The organism is Seonamhaeicola sp. ML3, from assembly GCF_023273855.1.
Classification (GTDB): Bacteria; Bacteroidota; Bacteroidia; order Flavobacteriales; family Flavobacteriaceae; genus Seonamhaeicola.
Window position 1 is genome coordinate 86,821 of record NZ_CP096884.1, and the last position, 20,778, is coordinate 107,598.

A 20,778-nucleotide genomic window follows, 5' to 3' on the forward strand; every position below is an offset into this window, starting at 1 on the left:
ATTATTGAGCTTAACTATTATCAGAGCCTCGAACTTTTAAAGTAGATTTCAACCTAGCAAAAAAACCTGAATCTTCCTGGGCATTTTCATGATAACCCTTAGCATAATTACCATAACCATAACCATAACCGTAGCCGTACCCATACCCCATACCATATTTAGCCTTTCTATTATAGGCATTATAAACAATACTTATATTTTTTATTTGCCCTGAATTGAACTTTTCATTTATAAAATTCAACATCCACCTTTTAGTATAATCTTGTCTCACTATATAGAGCGAAGCGTCTACGTAATCAAATAACTCCAAAGCATCGGCAACTAATCCCAGAGGTGGAGTATCTAAAATAACATATTCATATTGCTCTTTGAGTTCTTTTATCAAACTTTCAAGCCTCGAACCAATCAATAACTCCAAAGGATTTGGTGGAATAGGTCCAGACGTAATAACATCCAAGAAATCAATATTTGTTTTTTGCACAATCTCTCCTAATGATTTTTGACCTATTAGATAGTTAACTGCACCAACATCATTTTTTATATTAAAATCACCGAAAATCCTAGGTTTTCTTAAATCTAAACCCACTAACACCGTTTTCTTTTCACTAAGAGCAAAAACCGTTGCCAAATTCATGGAGCAGTATGTCTTTCCTTCACCACTTACAGTTGAGGTAACCAAAAGCGTCTTAGTACCTTTAATATCTTTAGTTTTATAAAAATATTGCAAATTGGAACGCATGGCACGAAAAGCTTCAGCAACTACAGATTTAGGCTTTTTGTGAACTATTAAATTATTTTCTAGTTTGCTTTTTGCAACAACGCCTAAAATTGGAATTGGCGATAACCGTTCAACGTCTATAGGACTATGCACCCTATTATCTACAATGGTGAGAATTAAAGCCAATAACATGGGGACAAGCAAGGCTACAAATAAGGCAAAAACATAACGAACATTTAGATTTCTACCAAGAAGTTGTGCGCCAGAATTTTTTGCGGAATCGATAATTAAAATATCTGAAACATTAGACGCTTTAATTATTTCTGCCTCTCCTCTTTTTGCTAAAAATACGTTGTAGGTTTGTTCACTTAATGAATACTGTCTCTCTATAGTAATTAACTGTTGCTGATCTTCTGGAAGTTTACTAAACTGAGTTTCAGCATTATTAAGTTTACCCTTAACAAGTTTAAGTTCTCTTTCCAGTACATCTGTTGCAGCCTTAATGTTCTCTTGCAATACATTTTTAAGCCCTTCAATTTGTCTGTTTAGGTCGTTAAACACAGTGGCATCACTTCTTACAGAGTACTGAAGTTTAGATTTTTGTACAGATAATTCATTTATTTTGGCAACATTATTTAATATGTTTACGTCTTTAATTCCAGCAATAGAAGGTGCTGGAATATCTGTAAACGAACTACTTGTTATTAGATAATTTTTAAGGTTAGCATAGTAATTAAGTTGTCTATCAATACTTTCTTTTTCAATATCTAAATTTGTGATTTTATCATTCAATAAGACACTTTCGTCATCTAAACTAAAAAACTTATTCTTCTTTCTGTAATTGTTCAGTGCCTCAGCATTATCTGATAGTTCGCTTTTCACTCTAGATATCTGCTCGTCAATAAACTTGATAGCTTTTGTAGCATAAAGGTTCTTTCTATACAACTGATCTTCAGTTAGAACAGCTACAGCCGTATTCAAATAATCTACAATCTTATCTGTGTTTTTATCTATAAGAGAAATATCAAGAATAGGTGAACCTTTAGGGTTAGAGACGCTTGTTCTACCATTATAACTAGCTACAACTCCATCAAAATTATTAAATTGAAAAAAGTAACTTTCGGTTTTACTAGGTTTGCTTCTTCCACTTAAATTCAATGTTCCTTTCAAGAAAGGTAATGTCAATTCTTCTCCAATTTTAAATTGCCTCTTAAAATTGCCAGGGCTTACATTTAACGAAGTAATTTCTTTATCAATATAATTTTGAGCACTTACTACATTACTGGTAAATTCTACTTCTAGCTCATAAATCTCTTTATCCAAAAAAGTTATCTTTATTGGAATTCCTATAAGTTGCGGATAATTATAATCATGATGAAATCTAAAAGGTGCAGATTTATATATATCCTGCTTAGTAAACCGCCCTTGTTTTAAATAACTTTTATAAAATTCTAAACGATCGACTACCTTTTCATGATGTGACCTGGATTTTAAGGTAACTATCATAGTCTGAAGTTTAGAGGTAACCCCACCCCAGTTAAATGTTAAACTAGCGTTGGATGTAAATAGGGGATTACTGTCGTCTTCAATTGAAATTTTTGTTCCTAATCGATAAGAGAACTCTTCCCTAATATTCTTTTGGTAAACATAAAAAATACCAACCATCAAAAGAATAACAAACAAGTACCAGTAACTTAATGCACGAAATAAAAACTTCTTTACATCGAAACTCGAGGCAGTAGGTTCTGAAACTTCAAACTCATCTACCATAGACTTTATAAGTTTTTAGTTAAGAAATACGTAGATACCAAAACGGAAAACAGGGATGCAATGGTTGTAAGATTCTGAAAAGCTGTTTGTCCTGCTCCAATGGCTTTTCGTTTTAGCGGCTTAACCAAAATCATATCATTTGGTTGAATAAAATAGTAGGGAGATGTCATTGCGGTAACATCTGTTAAATCGATATGATGTATTTTTTGTGCATCAGGATATTGCCTAACAATCATAACATCTGTGCGATCTCCAGTTTCTAAAATATCTCCTGCATTAGCAAGGGCCTCTATAATATTTACCCGATCTTGGTAAAGTGTATATACGCCTGTTCCACCAACTTCGCCGGTCACAGAATATCGAAGTCCCGCTAATTTTACAGTAACAAATATTTCAGCGGTTTCCTTAAAATATTGCTTCAGTAATTCCGATTTTACTTTAGTTTCTATTTCCTTGATTGTAAAACCTAAAACGTTTATTTCACCTAGAATAGGAAACTTAATATTACCATGTAAATCAACAGTAAAACCATTAAAATACAGACCTGCTTGCCCTTGCTGAGCAATATTATTATTTCCTCCTGTGTCTACCGGGTTAAAGATACTCACCAACTCCTCATCTAAAGCCTTTACATTAATACTTAGAATATCGTTTATTTGGACTCTGTAAGGTTTTGCCAACTCCTTAACCAGAATTGAATCTGAAATCACTGTTCCTTTATCTTGAAGATACACCACATCCTTGTTGGTAATACAGGAACTAAATAACAAACTTAACAGAATGATATAAAACCAAATATATTTTTTCATTCGGAGCTATTTGAATTAAAGCAAATATAACTTTTCATCATGAATAATAAAACTGATGCAGGATTTTATGGTTTTTTGTTCGTTATTTGCAAAAAAGGGCATCTTGAATTACTTAACAGTTGAAAACTTATCGAAATCTTACGGAGAGGTAGTACTTTTTGAAAACCTTTCTTTTAGTGTGCACAAAGACCAAAAAATTGCTTTTGTTGCAAAAAATGGTACTGGAAAAACCTCTATTTTAAAGATACTTTCTGGTGAAGATGAAGCCGATTCTGGAAATGTTATTTACAGAAAAGACATTAAGGTAGCTTTCTTATCACAAGACCCAAAATTCGACAATAATCTTACAATTGAGGAAACTATTTTTGCTAGTGACAACCCTATCCTTAAGATTATTCACAACTATGAACGGTCACTTTTAAATCCGGATGATACAGAAGCTTATCAAAAAGCGTTTGATGACATGGAGCACCATAACGCTTGGGATTTTGAAACACAGTACAAACAGATTCTATTTAAGCTGAAACTAGAAAATATAAATCAAAAAGTAGGCTTGCTTTCTGGCGGACAAAAAAAGCGCCTTTCATTGGCCAATGTCCTCATAAACAAACCTGACCTGCTCATTCTTGATGAGCCTACCAACCATTTGGACCTAGAGATGATTGAATGGCTCGAAGCTTTTTTTGCTAAAGAGAATATCACACTTTTTATGGTAACTCACGACCGTTACTTTCTGGAACGGGTTTGTAATGAAATTATTGAATTAGATAAAGGCCTCCTTTATGGATACAAAGGTAACTATTTATACTACCTAGAGAAAAGAGATGCCAGAAAGGAACGCGAAGCAGTAGAGGCAGGTAAGACTAAACAACTATTTAAAAAAGAACTAGAATGGATGCGGAGACAGCCTAAAGCCAGAACTACAAAATCTAAATCTAGAATAGATGATTTCTTTGAAATAAAACACAAGGCTCACCAACGTAGAAAGGAATATCAAGTCCAACTTGAAATTAACATGGAGCGTTTAGGAAGTAAAATTATTGAATTCCATAATGTTTCTAAATCCTACCAAGACAAGGTTATTCTAAAAGGATTTGACTATACCTTTAAAAAAGGTGAACGTGTTGGGATTATTGGGAAAAACGGTACTGGAAAAACCACATTTTTAAATATCCTTACCCAAACAGACCAGCCAGATGCTGGTAAAGTGGTAAAAGGTGAAACGGTAAAGTTTGGATACTATACCCAAAACGGCATAACAATCAAACCAGAACAAAAGGTAATTGATGTTATTCGTGAATTTGGTGATTACATTCCTTTAAAGAAGGGACGACAAATTAGTGCCCAACAACTATTAGAGCGCTTTTTATTCAGTCGTAAAAAACAATATGACTTTGTTGAAAAATTGAGTGGCGGTGAACGTAAAAGACTTTATTTATGTACGGTTTTAATCCAAAATCCCAACTTTTTAATTCTTGATGAGCCAACAAATGATCTTGATATTGTTACACTTAACGTCTTAGAGAGTTTCTTACTTGATTTCCCGGGATGTATCATAGTAGTTTCTCACGACCGCTACTTTATGGATAAAGTTGTAGACCACTTATTTGTTTTTAAAGGCGAAGGCGTAATAGAAGATTTCCCCGGAAACTATACTGATTATAGAGTTTATGAAGACAGCCAACCTGTAATATCAAAATCTACCGAAGAAAAAAAAGACAAGGATTCATGGAAACAAAATGAAGCCTCTAAATTGTCTTTCAATGAAGAAAAAGAACTCAGAAATATTGAGAGTAAACTGAAATCTTTAGCCTACGACAAAAAGCAATTAGAGGATAAATTCTTAAACCCCGATTTAAGACAAGAAGAGATAAATAAATTATCAGAAGAGTTACAGGAGATTATTGAAACCATAGAAACTAAAGAAGAACGTTGGTTTGAACTTTCGGAAAAGTTAGAGAATTAACCCCATGTGGTATCTAATTATTCAATACTTTAAGTTCTTATTAAAATCCACCAACCAACACGGTGTTCACTCCCCTTTTATTTACGATTTGATTACCAAGTGTTTTTATGAAAAAACAGATTATCCTGAATATAAAGACATTCAAAACTACAAGAGTACTCTAAAAAATAATGACGCCATAATATCTGTTGAGGACCTAGGTCCTGGCTCGCGAAAAACCAAAACCCATCAAAGAAAAGTTTCCCAAATTGCTAAAATATCAGGCACTAACCTTAGTAGGAGTAAATTGCTTTTTAGATTATCTAAATACTTTAAACCCAATCAAGTTTTAGAACTAGGCACTTCATTGGGAATAGCTACTCATGCGGTTCACCTTGGAACTCCAAATTGTAACATCTTAAGTATCGAAGGGTGCCCTAATATTTCTAAATTCACTTGTAATCGATTAAAACCTCTCAAAAATATTACAATTGAAAATGCTAATTTTTCCGAAGTTCTTCCTAACCTGTCAAAACATACTTTCGATTTGATTTTCTTTGATGGCAATCATCAAAAAGAAGCTACTTTAAATTATTTTGAAACTCTCTTACCTACAGCGCACAATAACTCCGTATTCATTTTTGATGATATATATTGGTCTAAAGGCATGACAGAGGCCTGGGAGACCATAAAAAAACATCCAAAAGTTTCGGTTACCATTGATACTTTTAATTGGGGGTTTGTTTTTTTTAGAAACGAGCAGGCGAAAGAAGATTTTGTTATAAGACTTTAGCTATCTTTAAACAAAGTTATATCTATGCTGCTTTACCTAGCGATTATATTTTTATTATTTGGATTAGTCAATCACAATTTTAGAAAAAATCAGAATAAACTGAGAAATAGAAGCACAAGAAATTTCCGTGAAAACTTTCAAAAGAAAAAAGAGACCAAAAATAAGGAATCGTTGTGATTTTGCTGGTTAAAGCCTTAACTTGCATAGTATGAAAGTATATACTAAAACCGGAGATAAAGGAACTACCGCTTTATTTGGGGGTACAAGAGTTCCAAAATACCATTTAAGGATTGATAGTTATGGTACAATAGATGAACTTAACTCTCATATTGGACTCATTCGAGACCAGAATATAAATCAACACCATAAAAATATTTTAATTGAAGTTCAACACAAACTATTTGTTGTTGGTGCTATTCTGGCAACCGATCCAGAAAAAGCTGTTTTAAAAAATGGCAAGGAAAGACTAAACATTAATAAAATAGACAGCGGAGATATCGAACTTCTAGAGCAGGAAATGGATGCTTTAAATGAGTCGCTCCCCCAAATGACACACTTTGTTTTGCCCGGAGGTCACCAAACGGTGTCATTCTGTCACATAGCACGTTGTGTTTGCCGAAGAGCAGAGCGTCTATCTACTGCACTCAACGATTCAGACCCTTTAGACGCTAATGTCCTAAAATACATTAACCGCCTTTCTGACTACCTTTTTGTATTGGCACGAAAGTTGACACATGAACTGGGAGCAGAAGAGGTAAAATGGATTCCTGAAAAGAACTCTTAACCTTTACGCCCAAGAATATCAATATTGCAAAAGTTTTTAAAAGTTTGTAACCCAAAAGAAAAACGCTCTTTTATTTTATGATTAAATAATTCAAATTTTTCTTGCACGTTTAAACTAAAAAATTATTTTTGCAGAAAATTAAACCTATAAGAAATGTATTGGACTTTAGAACTAGCATCTTATCTAAGTGATGCCCCATGGCCAGCTACTAAAGACGAGTTAATTGACTATGCTATTAGAACTGGTGCTCCATTAGAAGTGGTGGAGAATTTGCAGTCAATCGAAGACGAAGGAGATTCTTATGATTCCATTGAAGAGATCTGGTCTGATTATCCAACAGATGAAGACTATCTGTGGAATGAAGACGAATATTAAGCTATAAGATAAACCATAAAAAAAGTCTCTAACCGAGGCTTTTTTTTTATCCTTATTTAGGCTTAAAACCTAACAAGATGTATCTTTGAGTATTTACAAAAGATACAAGAACACATTAAAATTACACTAGGAAAAACCTAGATAAAATATACTACACGCTATGAGTTTTTTAAATTCAGTCTTAAAAGTATTTGTTGGAGACAAATCTAAACAAGACGTAAAAGCCATCATGCCAATCGTAGACAAAGTAAAGTCTTTCGAGTCTGCCTTAGAAGGGTTATCGCATGATGAATTAAGATATAAAACAGTTGAGTTCAAGGCTAAAATCGCCGAAGCCTGTAAGGATTTAAACGATCGTATAACTCAACTTACAGAGGAAGCTGAAAACACCGAGGATATTGATAAAAGAGAAGATATTTATCAAGATATCGATAAACTACATGACGATGTTTACGACATTACAGAAGGTGTTTTAAACGACATATTGCCAGAAGCGTTTGCTGTAGTTAAAGAAACGGCTAAACGCTTTGTTAACAACACTTCAATTACAGTTAAAGCTACTACTTTCGACAGAGAAATTTCTGGCAGCAAAGAATATATAACTCTTGAAGGAGACGATGCTACTTGGGCTAACTCTTGGGATGCAGCCGGTAAACCTATTACCTGGGATATGATCCACTACGATGTTCAGCTTATCGGTGGTATTGCCATGCACCAAGGTAAAATTGCCGAAATGCAAACCGGTGAAGGTAAAACGCTTGTTGCGACATTACCTGTTTACTTAAATGCCCTGGCTGGAAAAGGGGTGCACTTAGTAACGGTTAACGACTACTTAGCAAAACGTGATAGCGCATGGATGGCGCCGATTTTTGAATTCCACGGATTGAGTGTTGATTGTATCGACTACCACCAACCTAACTCAGACTCCCGTAAGAAAGCCTATAACGCCGATATCACTTATGGAACTAACAACGAATTTGGTTTTGACTACCTACGTGATAATATGGCACATTCGCCAGACGACTTGGTACAGCGTCCGCACCACTACGCCATTGTGGATGAGGTAGATTCGGTTTTAGTTGATGATGCCCGTACACCATTGATTATTTCTGGACCAATTCCTAAAGGTGATCACCATGAATTCAACGAGTTAAAGCCTAAGGTTGATGATATTGTTAGTGTGCAACGCAAATACCTAACAGGAGTTTTAGCCGAAGCAAAAAAACTTATCAAAGAAGGCGATACTAAAGAAGGTGGTTTCCAGTTATTACGCGTGTATCGTGGTATTCCTAAGAATAAAGCACTTATTAAATTCTTGAGTGAAGAAGGTATAAAAATGCTTCTTCAAAAAACCGAGAATTTTTACATGCAAGATAACAACCGTGAAATGCCAAAGGTTGATGCTGAGCTTTATTATGTAATCGACGAAAAAAACAATCAGGTTGAATTAACCGATAAAGGTGTAGAATACATTTCTGGAAAAGACAACCCTAACTTTTTTGTAATGCCTGAAATAGGTATGGAAATTGCAAAAATTGAAAGTCAAGGGTTATCGGCAGAAGAAGAAGCCAACCTTAAAGAAGATCTATACAAAGAGTTTGGCGTAAAATCTGAACGTATACACACCCTCAACCAGTTGTTAAAAGCATACGCCTTGTTCGAAAAAGACACACAATATGTGGTCATGGACAATAAGGTAATGATCGTAGATGAGCAAACGGGACGTATCATGGATGGTCGTCGTTACAGCGACGGTTTACACCAGGCCATCGAAGCCAAAGAAAATGTAAAGATTGAAGATGCTACCCAAACTTTTGCCACGGTAACCTTACAGAACTACTTTAGAATGTACCGTAAGCTATCTGGTATGACTGGTACTGCGGTTACCGAAGCTGGTGAGTTCTGGGAAATCTATAAATTAGATGTTGTTGAAATCCCAACAAACAAACCTATTGCACGCGATGACCGTGAGGATTTAGTCTATAAAACCAAACGTGAAAAATACAATGCTGTAATCGATGAAGTAACTGAATTATCTAAAGCCGGACGCCCCGTTTTGATTGGTACAACTTCGGTTGAAATTTCAGAGTTATTGGGAAAAATGCTAAGCATTAGAAAAATTCCTCATAACGTATTGAATGCAAAACAGCATAAAAAAGAAGCTGAAATCGTTGACCAAGCTGGTAGAAGCGGACAGGTTACCATTGCAACCAACATGGCGGGTCGTGGTACCGATATCAAACTATCTGATGAAGTAAAAGCCGCTGGTGGTTTAGCCATTGTAGGTACAGAACGTCATGACTCGCGCCGTGTAGACCGTCAGTTACGAGGTCGTGCTGGTCGTCAAGGAGATGTTGGTAGTTCTCAGTTCTACGTGTCTTTAGAAGATAACCTTATGCGTTTATTTGGTAGTGAGCGTATCGCTAAAATGATGGACCGCATGGGATTAAAGGAAGGTGAAGTCATTCAGCATTCCATGATTTCAAAATCTATTGAACGTGCCCAAAAGAAAGTTGAGGAAAACAACTTTGGGGTGCGTAAGCGTTTATTGGAGTATGACGATGTTATGAACGCCCAACGTGAGGTGGTTTACAAACGTAGAAAACACGCCTTACATGGAGAACGCCTTAGAGTGGATTTAGCAAATATGATTTTCGACACTTCGGAAGGTATTGCGCAAACCAATAAAGGCGCAAACGATTATAAAAATTTCGAGTTTGAATTGATTCGTTATTTCTCAATGAGTTCGCCAATTACTGAAGAAGAATTTGGTAAACTCTCAGAACAGGAAATCACTTCTATCATTTATAAAGCAGCCTTTGAGCATTACCGTGAAAAAATGGAGCGAAATGCCGACTTGGCCTTCCCGGTGATTAAAAATGTTTATGAAAATCAGCGTGATAAATACAAGCGTATTGTGGTACCGTTTACAGATGGTGTAAAGAGCTTGAATGTGGTTACCGACCTAGAAAAGGCCTACGAAACCAATGGTAAACAATTAATTACCGATTTTGAAAAGAACATTGCTTTAGCCATTATCGACGATGCTTGGAAAACCCATTTGCGAAAAATGGATGAGCTGAAACAATCGGTACAGCTGGCCGTACACGAACAAAAAGACCCTTTATTGATTTATAAGTTCGAAGCCTTTGAATTATTCAAGGCCATGATTGACCAAGTAAACAAGGATGTTATTTCATTCTTATTTAAAGGAGAATTACCACAAGAAACTCAGAATAACATTCAAGAAGCTAGAGCTAGGAAACAAGAAAAGGTACAAACCACCAAGGAAGAAATTCCTAATCTTGATGAACGTGCTGCCGAAAGTAGAGCTGCTGGAAACACCCAACGTCAACAACAAATTGTGGAAACCATTGTTCGTGATAAACCAAAGATTGGACGTAACGACCGTGTTACTATTAAACATGTTATGAACGGTGAAAACAAAACCCTTAAATATAAACAAGCAGAACCTCTAATTGCAAAAGGCGATTGGGTTTTGGTTGAGGATTAATGTCATGCAGAACTTAGTGAAGCATCTTTAATTTTAAGATTCTTCGTTTCACCCTGAATGACAAAAAAACTCCCGATAGAAATCTATCGGGAGTTTTTGTTTTGACAGCTATTGACTTTGTAAAAATTTTCGGCTACCTTCGTTTAACAATCGATAAACTTCATTAAAACGGAAGTCTATCTAAACGTTGTAAATAATTGTGAAACAAACATTCGTTATATTCTTAAACTTAGTAATTCTGATTTTTGTTGGATGTAAACCTGCCAATATCTCGGATTTAAATAAGCGGATAAATATTGCGAATAAAGTGAGCGTAGAAAATTCGCCATTTGACTCTGCTAAATCAATGGAAACTGAATTGAAAAGACAACTTGATTTTAGAGACAAATACACCAAAAAACTCGTAGAATTAAGAAATGAATATCCTAATCAGCCAATAATATTAACTGAAAGCTATATGTTTATTTGTATGGGTTGCGTAGCGGATTTTGTATCCATATTTACAGACGGAATACTATATGAATATACGTTGGATTCTGGGAATAAGGAATATGTTGAAAAATCAAAAAGTATAACCGTAGAAGATTTAGTTTTTGAAGGAGGTGCACAAGATGACATTAAGGAAATTTATGATGCTATAATTGCGAATGAAAATTGGAATGAGAATCCGAAAAAATACGGCGATGAAAACTGTTTTGATGGAAGTCAAACATTTTACACAGTTTACGATAGGTCGAGTAACTTTAAAAGTATGTATTTAAGATGTTGGACGCCAGCAGATTTCAGAACGAAAAACTGAGCGGAAACAACTATTTACAACAAAGTATAAAAATAATAGGGCAATGAGTACTAAACCCAATGGTAATAGCATATTTGCAAGGTCGCCAAATTTTTAAATTTGGCTTATTGAAAGAAAAGTAATAAGAAAAATTAAAAAAATTCGGCTTGTGTTCAACCGAATGGTTCGTGCGTTTTTTCCGCCCTACTATTTTTATACACGACCGTTAAACGAACTCAATCAAAAAAGTTTCAAAATTAGATTAGGATCAGGGCTATTTCTTGAATAAAAATCAAGATCCTTTCTAGCACAAACCCCAGGATAATCACCCGTATTGCCTTGCAAATCTTTGATAACTTGAAAATGTAAATGCGGTGGATAATTGCCATTTACAGTATCATCTCCTAAAGTTGCAATCTGTTCTCCTTGTTTAAAAACTTGTCCAATCATTAAACCTTGGATTGATTCTAAACTTAAATGGCCGTAAAGTGTATAAAAGGTTACATTAGCAACACTATGCTCAAGTAGTATTGTTGGGCCATAATCTCCAAAATTGGTGTTATTTTTAAAGCTATGTACCTTGCCCTCTAAAGGCGTGTAAATGGGAGTTTCTGTTTCACTCCATAAATCAATTCCCAAATGAATATTGCGTTCTTCTTGAGCTTGTTTATTAAAATGTTGGCTTCGCTTATAAATATTCCTAACCTCTAAATACCCGCCATAAGCCACAGTAGCATTATGAGATTTGATATAATTGTTTACAAAATCGCCTAATTTTTCAGTTGAAGAAACATCTACCTTATTCAAAGCGTTATTAGTTTCAGATAAATCTATGGGGATGTATTTGGAATTTGGAATGGGTGTATCCAATACACGAATCGGCTCCGAACTCAGAGTTTTCAAGACGTTTAAAAAATCTATGGAATGCATCAATTCAAAAATAAGAAAATGAATGATATGCAACCTTTAGATTGTATTTAGAAAATAACATGCTAAGCTACAACGTCACCATACAAATCAAAATCTTCGGCTTCAGTGATTTTAACAGTAGTAAACTCACCTGTTTTCAAATAAGTAGAAGAGGCATCAATTAAGACTTCATTATCAACATCTGGAGAATCAAATTCAGTTCTACCCACAAAGTAATTCCCTTCTTTCCTATCGATCACCACTTTAAAAGTCTGACCAATTTTCTCTTGATTCAATTCCCATGAAATCTGGGATTGAATCTCCATGATTTCATTGGCGCGATCCATTTTTATATCTTCGGGAACATCATCTTCTAAAGCATAAGCTCCTGTATTTTCTTCATGAGAATAGGTAAAACACCCTAAACGTTCAAAACGCATCGCCTTAATCCAATCTTTCAGCAATTGAAAATCGGCTTCAGTCTCACCAGGATATCCCACAATTAAAGTGGTTCTTATGGTCATTTCGGGCACTAGAGTTCTAAAGTCCTTAATTAACTTGGTCGTTTTTTCTTTGGTCGTCCCTCTTTTCATACTCTTTAAAATGGAGTCTGAAATATGCTGCAACGGAATATCTAAATAGTTACAGATTTTAGGTTCGCGCTTCATAACCTCTAATACATCCATGGGGAAACCCGTTGGAAAAGCATAATGCAAACGAATCCACTCAATACCATCTACTTTAACTAAGGCTTCCAACAACTCTGCTAAATTTCTTTTCTTATATAAATCCAGTCCGTAGTAGGTTAAATCCTGTGCAATGAGAATAAGCTCTTTCACGCCATTAGCAGCTAACTTTTCAGCTTCTATAACCAAATCTTCGATAGGCGTACTTTTGTGTTTCCCTCGCATAAGTGGAATGGCACAAAAGCTACATGGTCTATCACAACCTTCGGCAATTTTTAGGTACGCATAGTTTTTGGGTGTGGTTGTTAATCGCTCTCCTATAAGCTCATGTCTGTAATCGGCACCCAATACTTTTAATAACCCTGGAAGTTCGGTAGTTCCAAAATACTGATCTACATTTGGAATTTCCTTTTGCAAATCTGGCTTGTAACGCTCACTTAAACAACCTGTTACAAAAACTTTATCAACCTCGCCTTCCTCCTTTTTCTGCACATACTCTAAAATAGTATTCACACTTTCCTCTTTGGCGTTGTTAATAAATCCGCAAGTATTGATGACCACAACATTACCTTCCTCTTCATGAACAACGTCTTTACCACTGGCCTTTAATTGCCCCATTAACACCTCGCTATCGTAAACATTTTTACTACAGCCAAGGGTAACCACATTAATCTTATTTTTCTTTAGAGTTTTCGTTCTCATACCTTTCGTAAATGTGAGCGCAAAGATACGGAATGGTTTATGATATATTATTGTATATTTTAAACTTAAACCCTGAAGAGTTTTGAGGGTATAAATCATAAACGTGCTATCATGAAAAAAACAGTCTTTTCTTTCTTTTTCACTTGCTTGGGGATTCTTATTTCCTTTTCACAAAACACCAATAAAGATATCCTGTATTTCCCTCCTTTAAACAATAACGAATGGGAAACGATTACTATGGAGGAAACCCATTGGAAAACTTCTGAGGTTGAGCCCCTACTGAATTATATTGAAAGCAAAGGCACAAAGGCATTTATCATATTGAAGGATGGAAAAATTGCTTTGGAATGGTATGGTAACGGCGCCGATTCTAACTCAGTACTTCCCTGGTATTCGGCAGCCAAAACACTAGCCGCATTTACTATTGGTATCGCTCAAAACGAAGGCTATTTAAGCATTGAAGACCCTTCAAACAATTACCTTAGAAAAGGTTGGTCTAGTTTAACCGAAAGTCAAGAAAGTAAAATTACTGTGAAACATCATCTTAGCATGACAACCGGTTTAGACTACACTGTAATGAATAAGAATTGTACTCTGCCAAGGTGCCTAACCTACAAAAATGCTCCTGGGAGTTTTTGGTATTATCATAATGCTGGATACACAAAAACCCATAACATAGTAGCGGGAGCCGTAAAACAAAGCTTTGAGTCTTATTTCAATGAAAAGTTACGAGATAAAATAGGGATGCAGGGCGAATGGAAACGCCTTGGATATGCCAAACCTTTTTACAGTAATGCTCGAAGTATGGCAAGGTTTGGACTTCTTAACCTAAATAAAGGCATTTGGAATAACACTCCAATTTTAAAAGACCCTGAATATTTTAGCGCCATGGTCAACACCTCCCAAAATCAGAATGAAAGCTATGGTTATTTATGGTGGCTAAACGGAAAAGAAAGTTACAGATTACCCGGGTTAACAAAGAAATTTGATAGTAAACTAATCCCTAATGCACCAGATGACCTTATTGCAGGATTAGGTAAGAACGACCAAAAATTATACGTTGTACCGAGTAAAAATATAGTCGTCGTTAGGATGGGTGATAAAGCCAAGAAAACTAGGTTTGGACCAAGTAATTTTGATAATGAGTTGTGGGAGAAGCTAAATAAACTTATTGATTAATGTCAGTTAACCTATTGTCAAAAAAAAATTAATCAACAAAATGCACGTGGATTCATGCTTTCGCAGGAATGATAGATTATTTAAAGAAAGAATCTACAAACTCGTATTTATTGAACACCTGCAAATCTTCAATGCCTTCACCTACTCCAATGTACTTAACCGGGATTTGAAATTGATCGGAAATTCCAATTACCACACCACCTTTGGCTGTACCATCCAGTTTGGTTACAGCTAATGACGTTACTTCTGTAGCCGCTGTAAATTGTTTAGCTTGTTCGAAGGCATTCTGTCCAGTAGAACCATCTAGTACTAAAAGCACATCGTTGGGAGTATCTGCCACCACCTTTTGCATTACACGCTTTACTTTGGTAAGCTCGTTCATTAGGTTCACTTTATTATGTAATCTTCCTGCAGTATCTATAATAACAACATCGGCGTCTTGGGTAACGGCACTTTGTAAGGTATCAAACGCCACAGAAGCAGGGTCACTACCCATATTTTGCTTTACAATAGGAACATCAACCCTATCTGCCCAAACTTGTAATTGATCAATAGCCGCCGCTCTAAATGTATCTCCCGCACCTAAAACAACTTTTAGACCTTGTTTTTTAAACTGATAAGCTAGTTTACCTATGGTAGTAGTTTTTCCAACGCCATTAACACCAACCACCATGATTACGTAGGGCTTTTTATCACTGGGAACAACAAATTCGGTTTCCTCGCCTACATTGGTCTCACTCAATAAACCAGCTATCTCCTCTCGTAAAATTTGATTCAGCTCATCGGTTCCCAGATATTTATCCTTAGAAACACGTTCTTCAATACGCTCAATAATCTTAAGAGTAGTATTTACACCAACATCACTGGTTACTAATACCTCTTCTAAATTATCTAAAACCTCATCGTCTACTTTAGATTTTCCGGCTACCGCCTTACTTAATTTACCAAAAAAACTAGATTTAGATTTCTCCAAACCTTTATCTAGTGTCTCCTTTTTTTCTGAAGAGAATATTTTCTTAAAAAAACTCATTCTTTTGAATGTTTATTTGTTGATGTGTTTGTTCGTTTAACTTTCCTGTTATAATCTGAACTAACACAAATACCTGACCACAAAATTTTACTGCTATTTTGGCAGAAAAACGCTCAAATATAAACATAAAAAAACTGCTTTCTAAAAAAGAAAGCAGTTTCTAATATTATAAGAAAAGCTTGTGTTTACTTTTTGTTTAAAAAGTCATTTACTTGGTCTGGAGCCATAATAGACTCAACAAACATATAAGCTCCTGTTTTAGGTGACTTAACCATTTTTATGGCTTTAGTTAACCTTTTTGATCCTGTTTGTAACGATGCTACTGCTTTCTTTGCCATGACTTATTATTTTATCTCTTTATGAACTGTCATACGCTTAAGGATAGGATTGAATTTTTTAATTTCCATTCTATCTGGCGTATTTTTCTTATTCTTTGTTGTAATGTATCTTGAAGTTCCTGGTTGACCAGAAGCTTTATGCTCTGTACATTCTAAAATTACCTGGATTCTGTTACCTTTCTTTGCCATTTCTTAATTTCTTTTAAATGCAGCTATTATTTTAAAAATCCTTTAGCTCTAGCTTCTTTGATTGCTGCAGAAATCCCTATTTTGTTGATAGTCTTTAATGCAGATGTAGAAACTTTTAAAGTTACCCATTTATCTTCCTCTGGAATGTAGAAACGTTTCTTAACTAAGTTAGCATTGAATCTACGCTTAGTTCTATTTAATGCGTGAGACACGTTGTTTCCAACCATTGCCTTCTTCCCTGTAAGTTCACAAACTCTTGACATTATATATAACTTTAAATTTTTGTTGCTTAAAATCGAGGTGCAAATATACAAATTCTTTAGATTATGACAATCTAAATTTTATCTATTTTTAAAAATTTCTTTTAGGAGCATTTCAAGGGCCTTATTTACCCCTCTGTTAATTACTTTTATGCGGTGATTTCCAAGACTGAATTTTTCTGAATACACCCCATGTTTGGTAGCAATGGCGATAAAAACGGTGCCTATTTCTTCGTCAGATTCTCCTTTGGTTGGACCTGCATTACCTGTAGTAGCGACCGCAAAATCTGAGTTGAATAATCTTAGGGCATTACAAGCCATCGCTTCTGCTACTTGATGACTGACCACCGAATGCGTTTTGATAATGTCTGGAGAAACTCCTAACACGTTAATTTTAGATTCCGTAGAATAGGTTACCACGCCACCGTTAAAGTAAGCCGATGCACCTGAATGTTTTGTGAACTGTTCGGCCAAATTTCCTCCAGTACAGCTCTCAGCTATAGCTAAAGTCATTCCTAGTTTGGTTAGCCTTTTTGCTATGATAATTTCGGCCGACCCTTCTTCGTCTTCAAAACCGAAGAACTCATTTTTTATTAGTGGTAATACTTTATCTATTTCGGCATCTACCCTTTTTTTAAGTTCTGCTTCGTGAAAACCTTTTGTAGAAAGACGCAATCGCATTTTACCTAGATTGGGCAAGTAAGCTAACCTCATATCACTGGGCAGTGCATCCTCCCAAGATTCAATTCTTTGGGCTAAAGCACTCTCACCTAAACCATAAACCAACATGGTTTTATGGATTATATAAGGACAATTATATTTTTCTTTAAGCTTAGGAAGCACCTCATTTTTCATCAAAGACTCCATTTCATAAGGAACACCAGGAAGAGAGATAAACGTTTTATCTTCTTTATCAAACCACATGCCTGGAGCAGTGCCCATTTTATTCATAAGCGGTATTGACTTAGAGGGCACCAACGATTGGTCTTTATTTACTTGAAGTATTTTATCACTTATATGCCTTTTCCATAACCGTTCAATATTCTCTAGAACAACAGTATCTCTAACCAATGTATCATTGAAATACTCAGCAATGGTCTTCTTTGTAATGTCATCTTTTGTTGGTCCTAGTCCACCGGTAAGAATTATGATATCGGCTCGCTCTTCGGCTTCGTATAAGGTTTTGAGAATGTGCTCACGGTCATCTTGAATTGATGTGACCTGATAAATGGAAACCCCTATCTTATTAAGTTGCTTGGCAATAAAGGCGGAGTTCGTGTCTATTACCTGACCGATAAGAAGTTCATCGCCTATGGTAATAATCTCTGCCTGCATAACTATTACAAATTAAAGTCGGTTTTAATTTCTTCTAAAGCATTCTCTACTGCTGTAGCAACAGTTTCTAATTGTTTAGATATATCTTCACCTTCTTTGGTGAATTTACCCCAATCCTGCACCTCGATAAGTGTATCTAAAACCCCTAGCTCGAACAAATCTACTGTAGGTTTCATTTTATGAGCTGCTTGATAAGTCTCGCTATAATCTAATGCCGCAACAGCATTTTTTAGGCGCTCTAAGTCTGGCCCCATTTCTTCTATAAATGCCTCTGCTAGAGTTGCAATAAAATCCTCGTCGTTATCTGCTAACTCTTTTACTCTGAATAATTTGTAATGTTGTTCCATTATTTAACTATTATTGAAAACATCTCTTTGTTTTCTATAAATCCTTTCAATTTATCGTTAGCAATTATACTGCCAACACCAGCAGGAGTGCCCGTAAATATAATATCTCCAATCTTTAATGTGAAATATTTTGAAACATATTCTATAATTTCATCAATTTTCCATAACATGTGGCTCGTATTTCCTTTTTGAACAATATTATCGTTCTTTTTTAAGGAAAATTCAATGGCATTAATGTCCTCCACTTCAGTTTTTGGTATCCATTTACCTACTACGGCCGAACCATCAAAAGCCTTTGCTTTTTCCCAAGGCAGTCCTTTTGCTTTTAGTTTCTTTTGTAAATCTCTTGCTGTAAAATCTATTCCTAAACCAATTTCACTATAATATTTATGAGCGAATTTTTTATCGATATACTTCCCTATTCTATTGATTTTCACCAACACCTCAACTTCATAATGTATGTCTTCCGAAAAATCCGGAATAAAAAAAGGTTGTTTTTTTAGTAATATGGCCGAATCTGGTTTTTGGAAAACAACCGGTTCTTCGGGCCTTTCATTTTCCAATTCTTCAATGTGTTCGGTATAATTTCTACCTATGCAGATTAATTTCATGAAGCCTCCCCTAGCCCCTCCAATGGAGGGGAACTCTTAGTTTAATAGTTATACAATTTTCGTATTCATTTACTCTCGCAAAGTCGCCAAACCACAAAGTTCAGACTTAATTTTTATTTTTTATACCTGCTTCCTGCCCGAATTGCAAGCGGGCGCAGGAATGACAGGCTAAAACAATTTATTGTTAAGCCCTCTTAATTTAATATTGGTCAAGACCTTTTTGGTGTATAGCGGGAAATCTGCATTGAGTAACCAACCGAAATAACCCGGTTCCTTTTCTAAGATTTCTGTTACCAATTTACCTTTGTGCTTTCCAAATGAAAAACACTCCTCTCCATTTTTATTATAGGCTATAAAACCAGCAAAGTCTGCAAACTTTTTCCTTGAACTAAATTCGGCTAAAAACTTAGTGTTATTTTCTAATTCATCGTACTTTTCTAATTGTGCTTTTAAAACCTCATAAGTAGCATTGGTATCTGCTTCAGCACTATGGGCATCATCCAAATTTTTATCACAATAAAATTTATAGGCTGCACTTAGGGTACGCTGTTCCATTTTGTGAAATATGGTCTGAACATCGACTGCCTGACGATTTTTCATATCGAAATCGACCTCAGCTCGCAACATCTCTTCAGCTAATAACGGAATATCGAAACGGTTGGAATTGAATCCTCCTAAATCTGAATCCTTAATCATATTATGAACCTCTTTGGCCAGCTCTTTAAATGTTGGTTTATCTGCCACATCTTCATCATAAATTCCATGAATGGCACTGGACTCTTTCGGAATGGGCATTTCCGGATTCACGCGCCATGTTTTTCGTTCTTCCTTACCGTTAGGAAACACTTTTAAAACAGATATTTCAACTATTCTATCGCTGGTAATATTAATTCCAGTCGTTTCTAAATCGAAAAAACAGATGGGTTTATTGAGGTTGAGTTGCATTTAATTTTAGCGCTTTTAATTTATTATCGAATTCTTGTTTATAAATATCCCATCTTTTTTTTAAAAAAAGATTATCATAAGGCAACTTTGTTTCTGAAGATTCTAAATAATAATCTCCGTTTGGATGAAGAATTATCATTTTAAGCCCATCCGATATTTTATTAAACATCCTTTTAATTTGACCATCGTAGTCTTGATACCAAAATAAATCTTCTATCTGCTCAGGATGTCCATTATTTTTAAAATAAACGTTTAAATAAAGTATTTTTCTCTTCCATCGCTTGTAATAAAAGAACGCTCTTTTGCTTGAATCCAAAAAATCATCGTAAGTGATTTCAAATTCTTTAGTTGAATCATGACTACTAATGAATAAATTTTTAATCGGGTATTCCGATTTCGCTCTTAACGTATCCATATAATTGACAACGAACGTTTTGTTGGTATCAACCTTATATTTTTCTTTAAAAAAACTGTATAACTGATTCTTTTCTTGAGGGGTCAGTTTTCCAAAACAATATTTTGGTCTTAATTTGAAAATGGAGATTGAATCTGTATGATAATGATGGCTTGTGAATAAATCAGAATTAGCGCTTTTATGAAAAATTTCTTTTTCTAAGAGATTATTTTGCTCGTCTATGTAAATGGTTTTATTCTGAGAAAAACAAATAAAACAATTGCAGAAAAATAAAACCAAAAATGTAAGTCTGAACCTAAACATGGTGTGGAGTAAAGTTAAACTGTTTTAACAAAAAAACACTGAG

At 35.1% G+C, this 20,778-nt stretch carries 20 protein-coding genes; 7 read left to right on the plus strand and 13 right to left on the minus strand.

All coding sequences use genetic code 11. The annotated features are described in order from the left end of the window. Positions 1–10: 10 nt before the first annotated feature. On the minus strand, positions 11–2,488 hold the full coding sequence (locus M0214_RS00420) for an exopolysaccharide transport family protein (RefSeq protein ID WP_248723510.1): 2,478 nt from the start codon (positions 2,486–2,488) through the stop codon (positions 11–13). A gap of 5 nt (positions 2,489–2,493) precedes the next feature. Next, complete coding sequence (locus M0214_RS00425; RefSeq protein ID WP_248723511.1) at positions 2,494–3,297, minus strand: polysaccharide biosynthesis/export family protein; 804 nt, start codon at positions 3,295–3,297, stop codon at positions 2,494–2,496. Positions 3,298–3,400: 103 nt separating this feature from the next. Between M0214_RS00425 and M0214_RS00430 the strand changes: the two genes are divergently transcribed. The 6 genes from M0214_RS00430 (at position 3,401) to M0214_RS00455 (ending at position 11,507) form a co-directional block, all read left to right on the plus strand. Next, the gene (locus M0214_RS00430) at positions 3,401–5,263 is read left to right on the plus strand and encodes an ABC-F family ATP-binding cassette domain-containing protein (protein ID WP_248723512.1); all 1,863 of its coding nucleotides are present in this window, start codon (positions 3,401–3,403) and stop codon (positions 5,261–5,263) included. A 4-nt stretch (positions 5,264–5,267) separates the two neighbouring features. After that, positions 5,268–6,035 carry an O-methyltransferase gene (locus tag M0214_RS00435; protein WP_248723513.1) on the plus strand — a complete coding sequence of 256 codons (768 nt, stop codon included), beginning with the start codon at positions 5,268–5,270 and terminating at the stop codon, positions 6,033–6,035. A gap of 208 nt (positions 6,036–6,243) precedes the next feature. Beyond that, positions 6,244–6,819 (plus strand): cob(I)yrinic acid a,c-diamide adenosyltransferase, encoded by a 576-nt coding sequence (locus tag M0214_RS00440; RefSeq protein ID WP_248723514.1) that lies wholly within the window; start codon positions 6,244–6,246, stop codon positions 6,817–6,819. A 153-nt stretch (positions 6,820–6,972) separates the two neighbouring features. Next, positions 6,973–7,194, plus strand: coding sequence for a DUF2795 domain-containing protein (locus tag M0214_RS00445; protein ID WP_019387375.1), 222 nt, complete (start codon positions 6,973–6,975; stop codon positions 7,192–7,194). Between the two features lie 160 nt (positions 7,195–7,354). Then, positions 7,355–10,708, plus strand: a complete 3,354-nt coding sequence (gene secA / locus M0214_RS00450; RefSeq protein ID WP_248723515.1) for a preprotein translocase subunit SecA — start codon at positions 7,355–7,357, stop codon at positions 10,706–10,708. A gap of 199 nt (positions 10,709–10,907) precedes the next feature. Continuing rightward, positions 10,908–11,507: a hypothetical protein gene (locus M0214_RS00455; protein ID WP_248723516.1), complete on the plus strand. Its 600-nt coding sequence runs from the start codon at positions 10,908–10,910 to the stop codon at positions 11,505–11,507. Positions 11,508–11,726: 219 nt separating this feature from the next. Here M0214_RS00455 and M0214_RS00460 read toward each other — a convergent pair whose 3' ends face one another. Together M0214_RS00460 and rimO are read right to left on the minus strand one after the other, a co-directional pair. After that, a complete protein-coding gene (locus tag M0214_RS00460; RefSeq protein WP_371873516.1) occupies positions 11,727–12,389 on the minus strand; it encodes a peptidoglycan DD-metalloendopeptidase family protein in 663 nt (220 codons plus the stop codon). 89 nt (positions 12,390–12,478) lie between these two features. After that, on the minus strand, positions 12,479–13,783 hold the full coding sequence (gene rimO, locus M0214_RS00465; RefSeq protein ID WP_248723518.1) for a 30S ribosomal protein S12 methylthiotransferase RimO: 1,305 nt from the start codon (positions 13,781–13,783) through the stop codon (positions 12,479–12,481). A gap of 111 nt (positions 13,784–13,894) precedes the next feature. On the opposite strand from rimO, the gene M0214_RS00470 reads away from it, so the two are divergent. Continuing rightward, a complete protein-coding gene (locus M0214_RS00470) occupies positions 13,895–14,962 on the plus strand; it encodes a serine hydrolase (RefSeq protein ID WP_248723519.1) in 1,068 nt (355 codons plus the stop codon). 76 nt (positions 14,963–15,038) lie between these two features. Here the strand turns inward: M0214_RS00470 and ftsY are convergent, their stop codons facing one another. The 9 genes from ftsY to M0214_RS00515 form a co-directional block, all read right to left on the minus strand. Continuing rightward, entirely contained in the window at positions 15,039–15,992 is a 954-nt protein-coding gene (gene ftsY, locus M0214_RS00475; RefSeq protein ID WP_248723520.1) for a signal recognition particle-docking protein FtsY, read from the minus strand. A 185-nt stretch (positions 15,993–16,177) separates the two neighbouring features. Beyond that, positions 16,178–16,330 (minus strand): DUF4295 domain-containing protein, encoded by a 153-nt coding sequence (locus M0214_RS00480; RefSeq protein ID WP_076697604.1) that lies wholly within the window; start codon positions 16,328–16,330, stop codon positions 16,178–16,180. A gap of 6 nt (positions 16,331–16,336) precedes the next feature. Then, the gene (gene rpmG / locus M0214_RS00485) at positions 16,337–16,519 is read right to left on the minus strand and encodes a 50S ribosomal protein L33 (RefSeq protein WP_008271040.1); all 183 of its coding nucleotides are present in this window, start codon (positions 16,517–16,519) and stop codon (positions 16,337–16,339) included. A gap of 26 nt (positions 16,520–16,545) precedes the next feature. Further along, the gene (gene rpmB, locus M0214_RS00490) at positions 16,546–16,782 is read right to left on the minus strand and encodes a 50S ribosomal protein L28 (protein ID WP_248723521.1); all 237 of its coding nucleotides are present in this window, start codon (positions 16,780–16,782) and stop codon (positions 16,546–16,548) included. 78 nt (positions 16,783–16,860) lie between these two features. After that, positions 16,861–18,114, minus strand: a complete 1,254-nt coding sequence (locus M0214_RS00495) for a competence/damage-inducible protein A (RefSeq protein ID WP_248723522.1) — start codon at positions 18,112–18,114, stop codon at positions 16,861–16,863. Positions 18,115–18,119: 5 nt separating this feature from the next. Further along, positions 18,120–18,461 (minus strand): Hpt domain-containing protein, encoded by a 342-nt coding sequence (locus M0214_RS00500; RefSeq protein ID WP_248723523.1) that lies wholly within the window; start codon positions 18,459–18,461, stop codon positions 18,120–18,122. Next, complete coding sequence (locus M0214_RS00505) at positions 18,461–19,072, minus strand: fumarylacetoacetate hydrolase family protein (protein ID WP_248723524.1); 612 nt, start codon at positions 19,070–19,072, stop codon at positions 18,461–18,463. Before M0214_RS00505 ends, M0214_RS00500 begins: the two co-directional genes overlap by 1 nt. A gap of 168 nt (positions 19,073–19,240) precedes the next feature. Then, positions 19,241–20,017, minus strand: coding sequence for a 3'-5' exonuclease (locus M0214_RS00510; RefSeq protein ID WP_248723525.1), 777 nt, complete (start codon positions 20,015–20,017; stop codon positions 19,241–19,243). Next, positions 19,998–20,432: a hypothetical protein gene (locus M0214_RS00515; RefSeq protein ID WP_248723526.1), complete on the minus strand. Its 435-nt coding sequence runs from the start codon at positions 20,430–20,432 to the stop codon at positions 19,998–20,000. The genes M0214_RS00510 and M0214_RS00515 overlap by 20 nt, the downstream gene beginning before the upstream one ends. Positions 20,433–20,778: the final 346 nt, after the last annotated feature.